The sequence below is a fragment of the Sphingobium sp. S6 genome (assembly GCF_905120495.1).
In the GTDB taxonomy this organism is placed as follows: domain Bacteria; phylum Pseudomonadota; class Alphaproteobacteria; order Sphingomonadales; family Sphingomonadaceae; genus Sphingobium; species Sphingobium agri.
Genome location: NZ_CAJHOG010000002.1, coordinates 118,758 through 135,154, shown reverse-complemented (window position 1 = coordinate 135,154; position 16,397 = coordinate 118,758). Strand labels below are relative to the sequence as shown.

20 protein-coding genes and 1 other RNA gene are annotated in these 16,397 nt (G+C 62.5%); 12 read left to right on the top strand and 9 right to left on the bottom strand.

Translation table 11 applies throughout. From position 1 onward, the window contains the following. Genes SPHS8_RS07735 through SPHS8_RS07720 form a run of 4 tightly spaced genes read right to left on the bottom strand, consistent with a single transcriptional unit; the run spans position 1 to position 2,632 of the window. The gene (locus SPHS8_RS07735; protein ID WP_201515000.1) at positions 1-546 is read right to left on the bottom strand and encodes an NUDIX hydrolase; all 546 of its coding nucleotides are present in this window, start codon (positions 544-546) and stop codon (positions 1-3) included. Further along, positions 543-1,220 (bottom strand): TPM domain-containing protein, encoded by a 678-nt coding sequence (locus SPHS8_RS07730; RefSeq protein ID WP_201514999.1) that lies wholly within the window; start codon positions 1,218-1,220, stop codon positions 543-545. The genes SPHS8_RS07735 and SPHS8_RS07730 overlap by 4 nt, the downstream gene beginning before the upstream one ends. Next, positions 1,220-2,017: a TPM domain-containing protein gene (locus SPHS8_RS07725; protein ID WP_201514998.1), complete on the bottom strand. Its 798-nt coding sequence runs from the start codon at positions 2,015-2,017 to the stop codon at positions 1,220-1,222. The genes SPHS8_RS07730 and SPHS8_RS07725 overlap by 1 nt, the downstream gene beginning before the upstream one ends. A gap of 9 nt (positions 2,018-2,026) precedes the next feature. After that, entirely contained in the window at positions 2,027-2,632 is a 606-nt protein-coding gene (locus SPHS8_RS07720) for a LemA family protein (RefSeq protein ID WP_097090978.1), read from the bottom strand. A 103-nt stretch (positions 2,633-2,735) separates the two neighbouring features. Here SPHS8_RS07720 and mscL point away from each other — a divergent pair, with 103 nt between their 5' ends. From mscL to SPHS8_RS07665, 11 genes are all read left to right on the top strand, one after another. Then, positions 2,736-3,164: a large conductance mechanosensitive channel protein MscL gene (mscL, locus tag SPHS8_RS07715; RefSeq protein ID WP_097090979.1), complete on the top strand. Its 429-nt coding sequence runs from the start codon at positions 2,736-2,738 to the stop codon at positions 3,162-3,164. A gap of 145 nt (positions 3,165-3,309) precedes the next feature. Next, complete coding sequence (locus SPHS8_RS07710) at positions 3,310-3,585, top strand: hypothetical protein (RefSeq protein ID WP_097090980.1); 276 nt, start codon at positions 3,310-3,312, stop codon at positions 3,583-3,585. 140 nt (positions 3,586-3,725) lie between these two features. Then, positions 3,726-6,089: a chemotaxis protein CheA gene (locus SPHS8_RS07705; protein WP_201514997.1), complete on the top strand. Its 2,364-nt coding sequence runs from the start codon at positions 3,726-3,728 to the stop codon at positions 6,087-6,089. Positions 6,090-6,100: 11 nt separating this feature from the next. After that, complete coding sequence (locus SPHS8_RS07700) at positions 6,101-6,538, top strand: chemotaxis protein CheW (RefSeq protein WP_201514996.1); 438 nt, start codon at positions 6,101-6,103, stop codon at positions 6,536-6,538. 77 nt (positions 6,539-6,615) lie between these two features. Beyond that, positions 6,616-6,981 (top strand): response regulator, encoded by a 366-nt coding sequence (locus tag SPHS8_RS07695; RefSeq protein ID WP_201514995.1) that lies wholly within the window; start codon positions 6,616-6,618, stop codon positions 6,979-6,981. A 48-nt stretch (positions 6,982-7,029) separates the two neighbouring features. Then, positions 7,030-8,112: a chemotaxis protein CheB gene (locus tag SPHS8_RS07690; protein WP_201514994.1), complete on the top strand. Its 1,083-nt coding sequence runs from the start codon at positions 7,030-7,032 to the stop codon at positions 8,110-8,112. Continuing rightward, on the top strand, positions 8,109-8,975 hold the full coding sequence (locus SPHS8_RS07685) for a CheR family methyltransferase (protein WP_201514993.1): 867 nt from the start codon (positions 8,109-8,111) through the stop codon (positions 8,973-8,975). The genes SPHS8_RS07690 and SPHS8_RS07685 overlap by 4 nt, the downstream gene beginning before the upstream one ends. A gap of 146 nt (positions 8,976-9,121) precedes the next feature. Continuing rightward, positions 9,122-9,820 (top strand): N-acetylmuramoyl-L-alanine amidase, encoded by a 699-nt coding sequence (locus SPHS8_RS07680; protein ID WP_201514992.1) that lies wholly within the window; start codon positions 9,122-9,124, stop codon positions 9,818-9,820. 42 nt (positions 9,821-9,862) lie between these two features. Continuing rightward, positions 9,863-10,251, top strand: an RNA gene (gene rnpB / locus SPHS8_RS07675) — RNase P RNA component class A. A gap of 166 nt (positions 10,252-10,417) precedes the next feature. Then, on the top strand, positions 10,418-10,966 hold the full coding sequence (locus tag SPHS8_RS07670) for a J domain-containing protein (protein ID WP_097090986.1): 549 nt from the start codon (positions 10,418-10,420) through the stop codon (positions 10,964-10,966). Further along, complete coding sequence (locus SPHS8_RS07665; RefSeq protein WP_201514991.1) at positions 10,939-11,292, top strand: (2Fe-2S) ferredoxin domain-containing protein; 354 nt, start codon at positions 10,939-10,941, stop codon at positions 11,290-11,292. Before SPHS8_RS07670 ends, SPHS8_RS07665 begins: the two co-directional genes overlap by 28 nt. Here SPHS8_RS07665 and SPHS8_RS07660 read toward each other — a convergent pair. Then, positions 11,275-11,706 (bottom strand): hemerythrin domain-containing protein, encoded by a 432-nt coding sequence (locus tag SPHS8_RS07660; protein ID WP_201514990.1) that lies wholly within the window; start codon positions 11,704-11,706, stop codon positions 11,275-11,277. The genes SPHS8_RS07665 and SPHS8_RS07660 overlap by 18 nt on opposite strands. 122 nt (positions 11,707-11,828) lie before the next feature. Beyond that, positions 11,829-12,440, bottom strand: a complete 612-nt coding sequence (locus tag SPHS8_RS07655) for a superoxide dismutase (protein ID WP_201514989.1) — start codon at positions 12,438-12,440, stop codon at positions 11,829-11,831. A 210-nt stretch (positions 12,441-12,650) separates the two neighbouring features. On the opposite strand from SPHS8_RS07655, the gene SPHS8_RS07650 reads away from it, so the two are divergent. After that, a complete protein-coding gene (locus SPHS8_RS07650) occupies positions 12,651-13,214 on the top strand; it encodes a urate hydroxylase PuuD (RefSeq protein ID WP_097090990.1) in 564 nt (187 codons plus the stop codon). A gap of 163 nt (positions 13,215-13,377) precedes the next feature. On the opposite strand, the gene ispZ is transcribed toward SPHS8_RS07650, so the two are convergent. The 3 genes from ispZ to mtaB all read right to left on the bottom strand — a co-directional run bounded on the left by ispZ (position 13,378) and on the right by mtaB (position 16,394). Next, the gene (gene ispZ / locus SPHS8_RS07645) at positions 13,378-14,025 is read right to left on the bottom strand and encodes a septation protein IspZ (protein ID WP_097090991.1); all 648 of its coding nucleotides are present in this window, start codon (positions 14,023-14,025) and stop codon (positions 13,378-13,380) included. 102 nt (positions 14,026-14,127) lie between these two features. Then, a complete protein-coding gene (gene ftsY / locus SPHS8_RS07640; RefSeq protein WP_201514988.1) occupies positions 14,128-15,066 on the bottom strand; it encodes a signal recognition particle-docking protein FtsY in 939 nt (312 codons plus the stop codon). Beyond that, on the bottom strand, positions 15,063-16,394 hold the full coding sequence (gene mtaB / locus SPHS8_RS07635; protein ID WP_201514987.1) for a tRNA (N(6)-L-threonylcarbamoyladenosine(37)-C(2))-methylthiotransferase MtaB: 1,332 nt from the start codon (positions 16,392-16,394) through the stop codon (positions 15,063-15,065). The genes ftsY and mtaB overlap by 4 nt, the downstream gene beginning before the upstream one ends. Between the last annotated feature and the right edge of the window lie 3 nt (positions 16,395-16,397).

Below are 16,397 nucleotides of genomic sequence, written 5' to 3'. Positions count from 1 at the left end.
TCAGCGGCTCGAGTCCGGGCCGAGCAACAGCAGCAGCTTAACGTCGATGGCAAAGCCTTCGGCGCGCCAGGCGGCTATCCGCTGGGGCACGTCGTCGAGCGGTACGCGGTGGACGCGGATATCCTCCCCGTCCACGCCTCCGCCCTCGCCGGTCTTCTGCAAATCATGGGCGCGGAAGAGGCAGAAGCTTTCCGATACCATGCCGGGCGAGCTGTAGAAGTCGCCAGCCGGCTCCATGCGTCCGGCGCGGTATCCGGTTTCCTCTTCCAGTTCGCGGATCGCGGCGAGAGCGGATTCCTCGCCTTCTTCCGTGTCGCCGACCAGCCCGGCGGGGAGTTCGATGCAGCGGCGGCCGAGCGGCACGCGAAACTGATCGACCAGCAGCACATGGCGGCGGCCGTCCGCATCTTCGTCTATGGCAAGGATCACCGCGGCATGAATGCCGCGCGCCCGGCCGACATATTCCCATCTGCCCCGGCGCTTGGCGGTGATGAAGCGGCCCGCCCACATGATTTCTTCGGGGGCGGCCATATCCTGTTCGCTCATAACTCGATCAGCCTGTCGGGCAGTTCGTTGATATCGCCTTGTTCCCGCGGGAAATGGGTGGCGAGGACGGCGCCCACCTGGGCCACGGCCTGTGCCAGCCCCTCGCCGGGTTTACCCAAACGGATGGCTTCGATCAGCGCCGTCATCGCGTCGCCCCATGCCTCCGGCGCGACCTGTTCGTTGATGGCGCGATCGGCGACGATTTCGGCGCGATGTTCGTCCAGCGACAGATAGATGAGGACGCCTGTCCGTCCATGCGTGCGCGCTTCGGCTGCGGTGCGAAACAGCAGGATGGCGCGGCGGCGCACCCGACGGGCCTTCGTCGCGCGCGGCGTCATCAGCATGCGCAGCGGCATGATGGCGAGCAGATAGCGCACCACCAGGAATTTCAGGATGAGAATGGCTGTCAGCCCCAGGAGCAGTTTCCAGTCTGCCAGCTCATGATCCCAATCAAGCAGCAAAGACGACAGGAAGGCCCGCAGGTGTGCAGGGAAGGCCGCCATGAGCGCCAGCGCAAGGAAGACGGCCGCCGCCGCCCAACTGAGCCCGACATCATGATAGCTGTCGGACCGGCGGGCGACGATCGTCACGATCTCACCAGAGGTGTGTGTCTCCGCTTCCTGTACGGCGGCCGATACAAGTTCGTGATCGGCCTGGCTGAGCAGCACTTGCATTACCAGCCCCCCGACGCGCCGCCGCCGCCGAAGCTGCCGCCGCCGGAAAAGCCGCCGCCCCCGCCGCCTCCGCCGCCCCAGCCGCCGCCTCCCGAGCCCCAGCCGGAGCCCATGCCGGGGCCCCAGATGATCACTGGCGCGCCGCCGCCCCGGCGATAGCGTTTGCCGCCGCGCGCGCGGGACAGGAGGGGCAGCAGCACGAAGAAAACGAAGAACATGATGATCCAGAAACCAAGGATGCCTCCGCCTCCGCTGTCCTGCTGCCGTATTTCGGCCTCCGCCTGCGCGGCGCGTGCGCGGGCCTGGTCAGGGGGGAGGGCAAGGAGCGAGCTGATCTGGTCGATGCCCGCCTCGATTCCGCCTGCCATGTCGCCCGCCTTGAAGCGCGGGGTGATGGCGTTGCGGATGATCTGCGAAGACAGTGCGTCCGTCAGTATGCCTTCGACGCCATAGCCGACCTCTATCCGTACCTTGCGATCATTGGGCGCGACGATCAGCAGGACGCCTTGGTTGTCCTTGTCGCCAATGCCCCAGGCACGCCCGAGCCGGTAGCCATAGTCGGATATGTCATAGCCTTGCAGGTCGGGGATGGTGGCGACCACCAGCGACCGACCGCTTGCCTGCTTCTGCGCGATCAGCTTTTGACTGAGCGCCTGTTCCTGCGCGGGGTCGAGGATGTTCGCGGCATCCACGACGCCCTTGTCGTCGAACTTCGGAAAGCTTTGCGCTCCGGCGGCCGGGATCAGCCCGAGCACCCCGGCCAGCAACGCGAAGATCAGGAGCAGGCGGCGGAACATGGCTGGCGCTTAGTTGCCGAAATCGACCTTGGGCGCTTCCTCCGCTCCCGGCGTGGTCGCCTGGAAGGGCGTCATCGGCTTGGCGCCATGGATGATCTTGGCGCCGATCGCGTCGGGGAAGGTGCGGATGCGGGTGTTATAGGCGCGGACCGCTTCATTATAGTCGCGGATGGCGACGGCGATGCGGTTCTCGGTTCCTTCCAGTTGCGATTGCAGGTCGAGGAAATTCTGGTTGCTCTTGAGATCGGGATAGGCCTCGACCGACGCGAGCAGCCGCCCAAGACCCTGGCTCAGTTGCGCTTGTGCCTGCTGGAACTGCTGGACCTTGGCGGGATCGGACAGGTCTTCGGCATTGACCTGTACCGATGTTGCCTTGGCGCGTGCCTCCGTAACCCGGACCAGCGTGTCCTGTTCCTGCTTGCCTGCCGCCTTCACCGTCGCGACGAGGTTGCCGATCAGGTTGGAACGGCGCTGATATTGCGCCTGTACGTCAGCCCATTTGGCCTTGGCGGCTTCTTCGGCGGTGGGCACGCTGTTGATGCCGCAAGCCGACAAGGCAAAGGCGGTGAGCAGGGGCAGGAAAAAGGAAGGGAAAAAGCGGCGCAGGATCGTCATGGAAACATCCTTGGCATTGTTACGATGTCGGAAATAGGTGGTTGTGGATGCGGGCGCAACGCCTCATCCTGATAAACACGCAATCAGGGCAAGGGGTTCGCACATGGGACTGATTTCCGAATTCAAGACGTTCATCAATCGAGGCAATGTCATCGATCTGGCAGTCGGCGTGATCATTGGCGGCGCCTTTGCAACGATCACAAAGTCGCTGACCGATGACCTTATCATGCCGGTAGTCGGCTTCCTGTTCGGCGGCGCCGATTTTTCCCGCTACTTCATCCGGCTTGGCGACATACCCGCCGGGTTCAAGGGCAATCCGGAAAGCTATGCCGACCTGAAAAGCGCTGGCGTAGCCATGCTGGGCTGGGGTGAGTTTCTGACCGTGCTCGTCAACTTCCTGATCCTCGCCTTCATCATCTTCCTGCTGGTCAAGGCAGTGAACAAGCTGATGCCCAAGCCGGAGGCCACGCCCGCCGCGACACCCGAAGAGGTGCTGCTGCTGCGCGAAATTCGCGACAATTTGAAAAAATAATTCGTTTCTGCGACGAAAGGAGTGTGCGGCGGGAACCATCTGCCGTGCGACCAGTTGATCGCGGTCAGAGTTCGGGGCGCAATTGCGCGATCGGGCTCTTGCCGAATGACGTCAGCCCCAGGGGGGCGCAACAGGAGAATACGCCGTGAAAACCATCGTCTCAGTCCTCGGCCTTGCCAGCTTGGTCGCGCTTGCTGCGTGCGATTCCAAGCAGGAAAACAAGGTCGAGAACGCATACGAGAATCAGGCGGACGCCATCGACAACCAGGCCAGCAACATGGAAGCGATGGCTGATAACCTGTCGGGCAACGCAGAGGCTGCTGCTGAAAACGCCGCCGACGCACTGGAGAACAAGGCTGAGGCAACCCGCGAAGCAGGCGAGCGCGCTGCCGACGCGGTTGAAGAGAAGACGGAACGCTAAGCTTTCGCTTTCCCAAGCCGGAAAGGGCGTCGCGATGATGATCGCGGCGCCCTTTTTGCTTGGCGTCTCAATGTCTTTAACGGCCCTTTAACCACGCTCTGCCCATGGTGCCGTCGCGCGCATCCGTGAAGGCCAAGGGAATGGACGAGCTACTTCAGGAATTCATAGCCGAAACACAGGAAACGCTGGAGGCTCTGGCGGGCGAAGTCGTCGCCTGGGAAGCCGACCCGGGCGACCGGGACCGGCTCGATGCCATCTTCCGCTTCTTCCATACGGTGAAGGGCAGCTGCGGTTTCCTCAACCTGCCGCGATTTGAGCGGCTGAGCCATGCGGCCGAGGATGTGCTGTCCGAAATCCGCGCTGGCAATCGTACCGCTGATCCGGCGACCGTGAGCGCGGTCCTTGGCATCATGGATCGGATTGCCGAACTGGCGGAAGCCGTCGCGATCGGCGCGGCGCTGCCGGACGAGAATGACGATTATCTGATCGGCGCGCTTGCCGAGAGGGAGCAAGGCGCGGCGACCGAAGAGCTGGCCCCGACCGTGGAGCCTATCCGTCAGGGTGGCGCCCAGGCGGTGCCACGGACCATCCGTCTGCCATTGTCGCTGATCGATCAGTTGATGAACGGCGTGTCGGACATGGTGCTGGCGCGCAACGAACTGTCCCGCAAGCTGCGCGAACGGACAAGCGATCCCGAGCTTGAAAGCGTGTTCGAGCGGCTGTCGACCTGCGTTGCCGACATGCGCGATTCCATTTCCAAGACGCGGATGCAGCGGGTGGAGCGGCTGTTCACCGCTATCCCGCGCATGGTCCGCGACCTTGGCCGGGAACTGGGTAAGCGCATCGACCTGGTCCTGGAGGGCGGCGACGTCGAAATGGATCGCGAAATGGTGGAGATGGTGGTCGACCCCCTGACCCACATCGTGCGCAACAGCATCGACCATGGCATCGAGACGCCCGAGCAACGCCGCGCGCTTGGCAAGCCCGAGGCGGGGACGCTGAAGGTGCAGGCCCGCCAGTCGGGCAACCAGATCGTGATCGAGGTCAGCGACGATGGGCAGGGCATCGACACGGCAAGGCTGGTCGAAAAATCCATTGCGAGCGGCAAGCTGACCCGCGAGGCCGCTGCCAAGATGAGCGAGAGCGAAAAGCTGGAGCTGATCTTCCAGGCCGGGCTTTCCACCGCGCAGCAGGTTACTGCGATTTCCGGCCGGGGGGTCGGCATGGACGTGGTGCGCGCGAATGTCGAGCGGATCGGCGGAGTCATCGCGCTGCATAACCAGATCGGGCGCGGGCTACGCATCGCGCTGCGTGTGCCGTTGACGCTGACCATCATTCCGGGCCTCATCATTCGTTCGGGCGGTTTGCATTTCGCCATCCCGCGCGCTGCCGTCGTGGAAATCCTGCACGACAATAATGAGACGCTGCACATCGCTGAGGTCGGCGGCGCCAAGATCGCCACGATCCGGACGGTCCGTCATTCGATGATCGATCTGGAAGACGTGCTTGGCATGGAGAAGGTGGTTCAGCCGGGTCCGCGTGCGATCATGGTCGTGCGCTCCGCCACTGGCGTGCCCTTTGCCCTGGGCGTCGCTGCCGTCGACAATCATGAGGAACTGGTCATCCGTCCAGCTTCGCCGCTGATCATGGCGACGGGCGTCTATGCGGGCATGACGCTGCCCGACAATGGGAAGCCGATGCTGCTGCTGGACGCCGCTGGTCTCGCCAATGCTGCCCGCCTGCCGAACATCGTGGATGAGCGCTCGATCGATCAGTTGGAGGACAGCGGCGACGGAGAAGCGCGGGTCGAAATGGTGTCGGCACTGCGGTTCGAAGAGCTTTCGGGCGAAAGGCGGCTGATCAAATTGTCGCTGGTAGAGCGTGTGGAAGATGTCGATGCCACGCTCTTTGGCCGTTCTGGCGGAAACGCCTTTGTTCGCTTGGACGGGCGGCTGGTGCCGGTGGCGAATGGAGCGCACAGCTTTGCAACCGGTCATGTATCGGCACTGCGTCTGCGCGACGGCAGCCAGGAGGCCTGTTACCCGGTTGCCGCTGTCCTGGACATCGTCGAAATGCCGGCCGTGCCCGATATGGTCGCCATGCAGGGTGCGCTGAGCGGGGTCGCCGTTGTCGATGGCGAACATCTGGAAGTGCTCAATCCCTTCGCCTTGTTCGCTTCCCTGCCCGGAGGGCCGATCGTGGAGCGCCGCCGGGGACGGTGCGTCCTGGCGGACAGGGAGGACGGCTGGACGCGTGAGATATTGGCGCCCTTGCTGCGGCAAGCGGGGCATGATGTTCTTCTGGGCCTGCCGCAGGATGAACCAGTCGATCCGGCCGATGTGGTGCTGAGTTCGGGTGGGGACATATCCCAGGCGGCAGAAATACTGGGATGCCGCATCGTTCAACTGCGCGCTTCGCCAAGGCCGACGGGGCCAGAGGATGGCAGCATCTACCGTTATGATCAGGACGCGCTGATGGCGGCCATCTCCGGCACGCGGCGTTAAGGAGGCAATTTATGGAACAGCTTTACCTTCTCGCGACGCTTGCCGATACCAGGGTCGCCGTTGCGGCGCATGAGGTCGAGGCCGTCGTCAAGCTTGCCGACATCTCGCCTGTTCCCGGAATGCTGCGGCATGTGGCGGGATTGTCCGCCTTGCGCAGCCGGGTTCTCACCATCATCGACGTGCCTGCGCTGATCCATGGCGCGCCTACGCCCGCCGACAGGCGCGGCTTGGCGATCATCGCCGACATCAGCGGCCACAGCTACGGCCTGATGGTGGATGCGGTGCATGACATTTGCGAAGTGCCGGAAGGTGACCTGCCGCTCCGGGGCCAGCTGGACCGGGCATGGGCTCCTTACGCACGCGCGATCGTCGAGCAGGATGGCCATCCGCACCTGTTGGTATCGCTGGCAAGCTTCATCGAAACGGGATTGCTGGCGCAGGCTGCATAATTCCGGCTTCTTGTTTACCAATTACTTGGCTTTGGCAGCTAATCCTTCCTTTACGAGGAAAATCTAAGGGACGCTTCATGAAAAACTGTCTGGTGGTGGATGATTCCAAAGTCATCCGTAAAGTTGCACGGCATATACTTGAATCGCTCGACCTGTCGGTAAGCGAAGCGGTCGATGGGCAGGATGCCCTGACCCAGTGCGAAGCGGCCGCGCCGGACGTGGTCCTTCTCGACTGGAACATGCCGGTCATGAGCGGAATGGAATTCCTGCAGGCCCTGTCCACCGCCAAGGTGTCCGCACGGCCGAAGATCATCTTCTGCACCACCGAAAACGGCATCAGCCATATCAAGGCAGCGGTGGAGGCGGGGGCCGACGAATATGTGATGAAGCCCTTCGATCGCGAAACATTGGAAAGCAAGCTGTCGATCGTCGGCGTCATCTAAAGACCGCTGACCTACTCGTTGCCAACCTCACTGCCGGAAAGTCCTTCCATGTCCCCCCTTTCGCCGATCCTGGCCAGCCAAAGCAGACCGCAGGTCCGCGCGATGGTTGTCGATGATTCGGTCGTGGTGCGGACGATGATCGCGCGGATATTGAATGGTGACCCGGCTTTCTCGGTGGTTCACAAGACCAACAGCGCCGAACATGCGCTTCGCTATCTCGCCGCGCATGAGGTCGACCTTGTTCTGCTCGACATTGAGCTGCCAGGTCAAAGTGGGTTGGCCGCCCTTCCGGCGTTCCTGCGTGCCAATCCCCAGGGCAAGGTCGTGATCCTGTCGGGCAACTGCGAAGAGGGCAGCGGGGCCGCGGTCGAGGCGCTGGCGCTGGGGGCTAGCGACATCTTCGCCAAACCGGGCAGCGGGAGTTTCGGCGAGCAGTTTCCTCAGGCGCTGATAGACCGCCTGTCGCGCTTGTTCGGCGCGCATCCGCAGCAGCCTGCGGAAACGCAGCCGGTCCTGATGGCGGCGAGCAAGCCGAGCGCGCCTCTTGCCTGTCTGGGCATCGGCGCGTCTACGGGAGGCATCCATGCGCTGGGCCAGCTGTTTGCCGGGATGAGCGCGCCCCTTGGTGTGCCGATCCTGCTGACGCAGCATCTGCCTGTCAGCTTCACATCCTATTTCGTGCAGCAGCTTGCCCGGATGACCAGTCTGCCGGTGAAGGTCGGCGAGCAGGGGGAGTTACTGGCGCCCGATACCGTCTATGTGGCGCCCGGCGACGCGAATTTGCAAGTGCGCCGCGGCCTTTATGGGCGTGTGATGGTCACGCTCAATCCAGAGCGTACGCCCGCAGGCAACCTGCCCGGCGTCGATCCGATGTTCACCAGCATGGCGGAAGCCTATGGGCCGGGGGCTGCTGGTGTCGTGCTGACCGGCATGGGCCGCGATGGCACGGCGGGCGGGCATGACATCATCGCAGGCGGCGGCTGGATCGTGGCGCAGAATGAAGCAAGCAGCGTGGTTTGGGGCATGCCGGGATCGGTGACAGGGGCGGGGCTCAGCTGCGCCCTGCTCGATCCTTATGCCATCATGGATTTCGTCGCGCGGCGCGGAAAAAGCAGAGGTTTGACACATTGACCCTATCAACTGATTCATCCTCGCGCGGCGCCGCCCGCATCTTTTCCGGCCTGCTGGAGGCGCGCACGGGTCAGATCCTGTCGGAAAGCCGCGCCTGGCGGATGGAAACCGCGTTGAAGCCCGTCATGCGGGCCAATGGCGTGGCCGACATGGATGAATTGGCTACCCGGCTGCTCGGCAATCGTGATCCTCGATTGGAAGAGGAAGTCGTCAATGCGCTGCTCAACAATGAAAGCAGCTTCTTTCGCGACCTTCAGATATTCGACATGATCAACCGGCACATACTGCCTTCCTTCGCAGAGCGGCGGGAGCGGGTGCTGCGGATCTGGAGCGCGGGCTGTTCTACAGGGCAGGAAGTCTATTCGCTGGCGATCCAGCTCCGCAATGATGCGGCGCGTTGGCGCGGCTGGCGGATCGAGATATTGGCGACGGATATTTCGACGGCGGCCATAGATCAGGCGCGCAGCGGCATCTTTTCGCAGATGGACGTTCAGCGCGGCCTTGCCGTGGGCGACCTCATCAAATGGTTCGAACCTGCAGGCGACAATTGGCGCGCGAGCCCTGAGTTGCGCCGGATGATCGATTTCCGCACCGACAATCTCTTTGAGCCCAAGGCGCCCTCGGGCGACTATGACCTGCTGCTCTGCCGCAATGTTCTGCTGTACTTCACGCCGGAGCGGCGGCAGGAAGTGTTCCGGCTGATGACGCGCCACAGCCATGACCGGTCGGTCCTGCTGCTGGGGGCGGGCGAAACCGTCATCGGCCATAGTGACGATTTCATCCCTCACCCGGAATTTCGCGGCGGCTATGGCAGGCGTCCGGAAGCGGCGCATAGCAGCGAAGGCATCCGCCGGGCCGTCTGACGGCGGGACTTCGCTCATCGGTTCGCCAGGTTCAGGATCAACGCCAAGCGCTTGTGCTTGATCGGCCCTGTTCTCTCCGCCATGGTTGGCGGGAGCTGCGCATCTTTTTGGATGCGGTCAGGACAGGTGGTGGTTACGGTTTTCCGATGAGCGACATTCCGATGATCGAGACTCCGTCGCCCAATTTCGACGATCGCAAGCTGCCCATATCGATGCTGGTGCTGCACTATACGGGGATGCACGACGCCCAGAGCGCGATCAACTGGCTGGCGAGCCCGGAATCCAAGGTGTCGGCCCATTATGTCGTGACCGAAGAGGGCGAAATCGTCCGCATGGTCGATGAAGCCAAGCGGGCGTGGCATGCGGGCCGATCGCACTGGCGCGGCATGGATGACGTCAATTCGGCCAGCATCGGAATAGAGATCGTCAATCCCGGCCATGAATGGGGCTATCGCGCATTTCCGGATGCGCAGATCGGCGCGCTCATCCCGCTGATGCACGACATCGTAAAGCGGCACGGCATCACGCGTGGCAATATCGTCGGCCACAGCGACGTGGCCCCTGCGCGCAAGCAGGACCCCGGCGAGCTTTTTCCATGGGGGCAACTCGCCCGGCTGCGGCTCGCGCTGCCACGGCCGACCCGCAACCTCATGGACCCGCTCTGGTCGGACAGTGCCTTCATGCTGGCGCTGGAACGGTTCGGCTATGACATCGCCGAGCCACAAGCAGCGGTCGTCGCTTTCCAGCGCCGATTTCGCCCCGAACTGATCGACGGCGTCATCGATGGCGAATGCCGTGCCATCCTGCTCGCCCTGCTGCTGCCAAAGCCGAGGGGTGACGAATAAGCGGGGATGACGGACGGCGGCGCGCCGTGTATAGCACCCCTGCCAGAGGGCCGGGCGGCCGCGGCGTGGCGGGTAACTTCCACGGCGAGGAAAGTCCGGGCTCCACGAAATGACGGTGCCGGCTAACGGCCGGCTGGAGTGATCCAAGGGACAGTGCAACAGAAAGCAGGTCGCTAACGCTTCGGCGCAGCGAAATTGAAAGGGTGCGGTAAGAGCGCACCGCGTCTCCGGCAACGGAAGGCGGCACGGTAAACCCCACCGGGAGCAAGACCGAATAGGGGCGGCGCGCAGCTTTGACTGCTAGGCCAGTTTCGGCTGAGACCGCCCGGGTTGGTTGCTTGAGGGACGGAGCAATCCGTCTCCTAGAGGAATGGCCGCCCATCCATGGTGACCATGGTGGACAGAACCCGGCTTACAGGCCCTCTGGCATCGGATCGGGAGAAAGCGTCGTCCGGAGAGGGCGGGGATCGCAGGCCATGCCGCGCATATTGTCCTGAGATGCCCAGCCTGCGCTGGCATAGCGGCAAGGGCTTTCAACCGATCGAATTTTAACTCGCCGGGGTGGTGTTCCGCCTGCGGCTTACCTAATTTGGACCGATGGCAAGAAGCAGCCGATCAAATGACTGGGGCTTTCCCCGCTGGCGCAGCTATGGCGCATCGCGTGAGGCGCAGCAGGTGCGTATGTGCGACCGCTATGGCTGCGACAAGCCGGGCGATTGTCCCGCGCCCAAATCGCCCAATAGCCGCGAGCGCTGGTATTTTTGTAGTGATCATGCGGCGGAATATAACCGCAATTGGGACTATTTTCAGGGGCTCGACCAGGAAGAGCGGGAGCAGCGAGAGCGCGCGGAACGGCGCGACGCGGGCGGTTATCAGAGCAGCGCCTATCATGGCTGGGGCGGCCCCGGAGACGGCAGCCGATCGCGCGACGAACTACATGCTCTGAAAGCCCTCGATCTGGAAGATGACGCCGATTTCGAAGCTGTGAAGAAGAGCTGGCGGCGGCTGGCCAAGGAAAACCATCCCGACGTCAAGCCGGGAGATGCGGAGGCGGCCGTCCGTTTCCAGACGATCCAGGCCGCTTATGAGGTGCTGCGATCGGCGGAAGAGCGGCGGACATGGAAGCCACGGGAGACCGTGGATTGAAGGATCATGTCCGGTCCAACTGGCAGAATGCGGTGCTGGTCTGTCGCAAATGTTCAAAAAAGCTCGACGGCGGCTTTGGTGCTCAAGGGGACGAGCGGCTGGCCAAGGCGCTCCGCAAGCAGCTTTCGCTGAAGAAGGGGCGGAAAGCCGCGGCTGGTATTATCGAGGTGAATTGCCTGGGCGTGTGTCCCAAGGGAGCTGTGACGGTCGTGAATGGCGCCCAATCGCGTGATTGGCTGCTTGTGCGGCGCGGCACGGATCTGGATGAACTGGCACAGGCGCTGGGCCTTGCGGCGGAGAATGACGGGTCAGCCAGCGTGCCTTAGCGGCTGCTCCAGCCCTGCTTCCGCCAGAAGCGGCATCAGCAGCTGTTCCTCCTTGCGCATCCTGTTGAGGATGGTTTCCATCATATAACGGCTTTCCCGGCAAAATTCCGGCCACTCTCGGGCGATGCGATCGTCGCTCCAGCGTGCCATATAGTGGGAGAAGCTCAGGGCCAGCGGGGCCATTTCGGTTTGTAGACGTGCGGCCATCTTTTGTAGCGGAACATGAGGCTGCCGCTGCATGGCCGGATAGAAGAACTGATCTTCCAAGGCCAAGTGCGCCATCAGTTCGCGGGCAAATTGCCAGCGCAGTGTGCCCAGCGGACGAGCAACGCCATCATCATCGACCAGCGTCAGGAACCGCCCGGCGAGCAGATCAAGCGCATCATGCTGGCTTTGTAGCTGTTGCAGGTCCATCGGCCAATTCCATGCATCGCCTTATGATGCTTGTGGCAGAATGGCGTTAAGAAACTGTGCTGGTAGGGTTTTCACCCGTCGGCACCATCCGCCGCCCCATGAGCGGCGGATGGCATGACGGATCAGCCCGGCTGGTCAGCGCGGCTGGCGCCTTCGCCGTCGAGATTCTGGGCGACGAAGTCCCAGTTGATCGCTTCCTTCAGCACGCGCTCGGCATAGTTGGGACGCAGATTGCGATAGTCGATATAATAGGCATGCTCCCACACATCGAGGATCAGCAGCGGCGTGTGGCCATGCGCGACGGGGGTGTCGGCGTCATGATAGCTGGTCACTTCGAGCTTGCCGTCCTTCAGGATCAGCGCAGCCCAACCGCTGGCGAAATGGCCGACGGCCTCCGCCTTCAGCTTGTCGAGCAGGGCATCGACCGAACCAAAGCCCTCGTTGATGAGGTCGAGAAGCTGGCCCGAAGGCTGCTTCTTTTCCGGGGAAAGCGAATGCCAGTAGAAGGTGTGGTTCCAGATCTGGCCAACCTGATTGAACAACGCGCCCTTGCTGCTCTTGATCAGTTCGACGAGCGACTTGCCCTGAAGCGCGGGATCGACCGCGATCAGTTCATTGGCCTTCACGACATAGGCATTGTGGTGCTTGCCATGGTGATAGTCGAAGGTTTCGGCTGACAGAATGTCGCCAAAGGCATCCTTGGAATAGGGCAGGTCAGGCAGAACAAAGGCCATGTCGGAACTCCTCGGGTTCATGGATGGATGGCGGCATAACGGTCATGCCACCGGAAGTGTCCCGGCCCCGTAGCAGCCTTATTGCACTGCGGAAAACAGGATATTTTCGTTTAGCTGCATGGAAATATCCGTGTGACAGCAGCGTAACGATGCCTTAGAATCGCCGGTTAGGCCGTGCAAAAGCAGCGGCTGATAATAGGGGACGGATCAATGGCAAAATTCTTCGGCAATTTGCATCTTGTGCTGGTGGTGGGGCTTGTCCTCGCGCTCGCCGTCATCTTCGCTATTCCCGCCAATACCGTGCCGGAACAGGCTATATTGCGGTGGCTTCACCTGTTCTTCGGCATCACCTGGATCGGCCTGCTTTACTATTTCAACTTCGTCCAGATCCCGACGATGCCGAAGGTTCCGGCGGAATTGAAGCCCGGCGTGTCCAAATTCATCGCGCCTTCGGCCCTGTTCTTCTTTCGCTGGGGCGCGGCGCTGACGGTGCTGACCGGGGCGATCATCGCATGGCGCAGCGGCTATCTGGTGGAAGCACTGACGTTGACGCCCGGGTTCGTGCTGATCGGCATTGGCATGTGGCTGGCGCTGATCATGGCGTTCAACGTGTGGTTCATCATCTGGCCGAACCAGAAGAAGGCGCTGGGCATCGTTCCCGCCGAGGATGCGGTGAAGGCGAAAGCGGCGACGACGGCGATGATCTTCTCGCGCACCAATACGCTGCTGTCTTTGCCGATGCTGTATTGCATGGTGAACTTCAACGGCGGTTGAAGCGAGGTTTGGGCGGGGCTGGCCAAGGCTGGCTCCGCCTGCGTTTTCCGACTGACTTTTCCTCCGTTCGCCCTGAGTTTGTCGAAGGGCTCTCTTGGAAGAAGCGAAGGGCTTTGACAGGCTCAGCCCGAACGGAAATAATATGCGTGGCGCCAGATCCGCATCACCCCTGGGGTGGCGTGGTCTCGCCGACTTCCTCGCTGTCGAGATTGTTACCCAATGTCAGTCCGTGACGCGTGAGCATCGGGATGTTGGCGAGGGCGAAGAGCAATGAAACCACTGTCACGCCCCAGACCTTCACCGAAAGCCATGCGTCGAAGCTCATCGAATGGCGCATCACTTCATTGGCGACGGCCATGGCGGCGAAGAAGATGCCCCAGTTGCGCGACAGCTTGCGCCAGCCTTCGTCGGTCAGGCCGTCATAGGCGGCCTGCAGCAGATATTTGAGCAGCGCCTTGCCACGCAGAAGCCCGCCGAACAGCATCAGGGCGAAGAAGCTGTAGATTATCGTCGGCTTCACCTGGATGAAGCTTTGATCCTGGAAATAGATGGTGAGGCCGCCGAAAAAGAGCACGAGCATCGCCGACAGCCACAGCATGGGCGACACGCGGCCGAGCTTCACCTTCGAGATGATGACCGCGATAACGATGGCGGCCATAAAGGCGGCCGTGCTTAAGCTCATCGCGGTGATCGGGTTGCCCGGACCCCATATCCAGCCCACGCCCTTGTAGGTCAGGAAGAAGACAAGCAGCGGGCCGAAGTCTAGCGCGAGGCTGAGGTTGCCGCCATGGGCTGGTTTGGAGTCAGTCATTGGGCACCTGCTTCATACCAGCGGAAGCTGGCATCTTGTAAGGTTGGGCCGTTCTGTGCCCGCATGATTCCAGCTTCCGCCGGGATGACTAAAATGGTGATCTCAACGCGCATAGGCCGTTCCCGCGATAGCGCGCGCCATGTCGCCGGGGTCGAAGGGGCGCAGATCCTCGATCTTCTCTCCCACTCCGATCGCATGGATGGGCAGGCGATATTTCTCGGCCGCCGCGACCAGTACGCCGCCGCGCGCGGTGCCGTCCAGCTTCGTCATGACGAGACCGGTGACTTGCGCGACTTCCTTGAAGACTTCGATCTGGCTCAACGCATTCTGTCCGGTGGTGGCATCCAGCACCAGCACAACGTCGTGGGGCGCAGCCGGGTTCAACCGGCCGAGGACGCGACGGATCTTGGCCAGTTCATCCATCAGCTCGGTCTTGTTCTGCAGGCGGCCGGCGGTGTCGACGATCAGCACGTCGATACCGGTGGCGGTCGCCTGCTTGACCGCATCGAACACGATGCCCGCTGCGTCGCCGCCTTCCTTGCCCGCGACGATGGGGATACCGAGGCGATCGGCCCAGACCTTGAGCTGGCTGATGGCAGCGGCGCGGAACGTGTCGCCCGCCGCCAGCATCACGCCATAATCCTGCTCCAGGAAATTATTGGCGAGCTTAGCGATCGTGGTGGTCTTGCCCGAGCCATTGACGCCGATGACCAGGATGACTTGAGGACGGGGGAAGGCTTCGATCTCCAGCGGGCGGGCGACCGGAGCGAGGACCTTCTCGATCTCTTCCGCGATGATCTCGCGCAGATAGTCTTCGGTTAGTTCGCGATTGTAGCGGCCTTCGGACAGACGATCGCGCACTCGGGCGGCCATGGCGGGCCCTAAGTCGCTGACGATCAGCGCTTCCTCGATCTCGTCGAGCGTCTGGTCGTCAAGCGCGGCCTTCGTAAAGAGGCCGGTGAGGTTCTCGCCAAGCTTGTCGGAGGTGCGCTTCAAGCCGCCGAAGAGGCGGTCGCGCCAGCTGGTGCCGGGTTCAGTCATTGACGAGCCTCTTGCGCGATCAGCACGCCATTCTCAAGGCCCGTGATCGTTGCGGACGTGATGGAGGAGGGGGATTGAGGCGCCTCGAAGCGAACCGGGGCGAAATTTTCGGCGTGGCCCGAGAGGCCGTTGCGCTCGACCAGCACGGATTGGGTGCTGCCGATGAGGCTTTGCAGCCATTCCCGGCGCCGCGCCTCGCAGGCCGAACGGAGGCGGGCGGCGCGGGCCTTGATGATGGCGCGATCGACTTGCGGCATACGGGCGGCGGGCGTGCCTGCGCGCGGAGAGTAGGGGAAGATGTGCCCGTGGACGATGGCGCATTCCTCGACCAGCTTCAGGCTGTTTTCGAACATCGCTTCATCCTCGGTCGGGAAACCGGCGATGATATCTGCGCCGATGCTGATGGCAGGGCGGGTGGTCTTGAGGCGCTCCACGATACGGATGGCGTCGGTGCGCATGTGGCGGCGCTTCATGCGCTTCAGGATCATGTCGTCGCCTGCCTGGAGGGAGAGGTGCAGGTGCGGCATCATGCGCGGTTCATGAGCGAGAAGCTCGAAGAGCCGGTCGTCAATCTCCACGCTGTCGATGGAGGAGAGGCGCAGGCGGGGCAGGGCAGGCACCGCTTTCAGAATTCGTTCGACCAGCAGGCCGAGGGAGGGCGATCCGGGGAGGTCGGGGCCGTAGCTGGTGACGTCCACGCCCGTCAGCACGATCTCCTGATAGCCTGCATCGACCAGCTCGCGTGCCTTGTCGATGACGGCGCCTGCGGGCACGGAGCGGCTGTTTCCCCGACCATAGGGGATGATGCAGAAGGTGCAGCGATGGTCGCAGCCATTTTGCACTTCAAGGAAGGCGCGCGCATGTTCGGCAAAGGCGCTGGCCATGTGCGGCGCTGTGTCGCGGACGGCCATAATGTCGGAGACTTGGACTTTCTCCGCTGCCTTCAACACTTCCGTCACCCCAGCGGAGGCTGGGGTCTCATGCGGTGGCGCACGGCGTTGGGCCTGAGATCCCAGCGTTCTCCGGGATGACGGGTAGTGGAAAGGGTCGAGTTTCTCGCGATTGCCTATTACCGCGTCGACTTCCGTCATTTGGGCGAAGGTTTCCGGTTCGGTCTGTGCCGCGCAGCCGGTGACCATGATCCTCGCTTCTGGCCGTTCGCGGCGGGCGCGGCGGATGGCCTGGCGGGTCTGGCGCACGGCTTCGGCGGTTACCGCGCAGCTGTTGACGACGATAAGGTCGTCCTGTTCGCCCGCCATTTCGCGGATGGCTTCGCTTTCCGCGATGTTGAGGCGGCAGCCGAGGGTGATGATCTGCGGCCCGCTCATGCT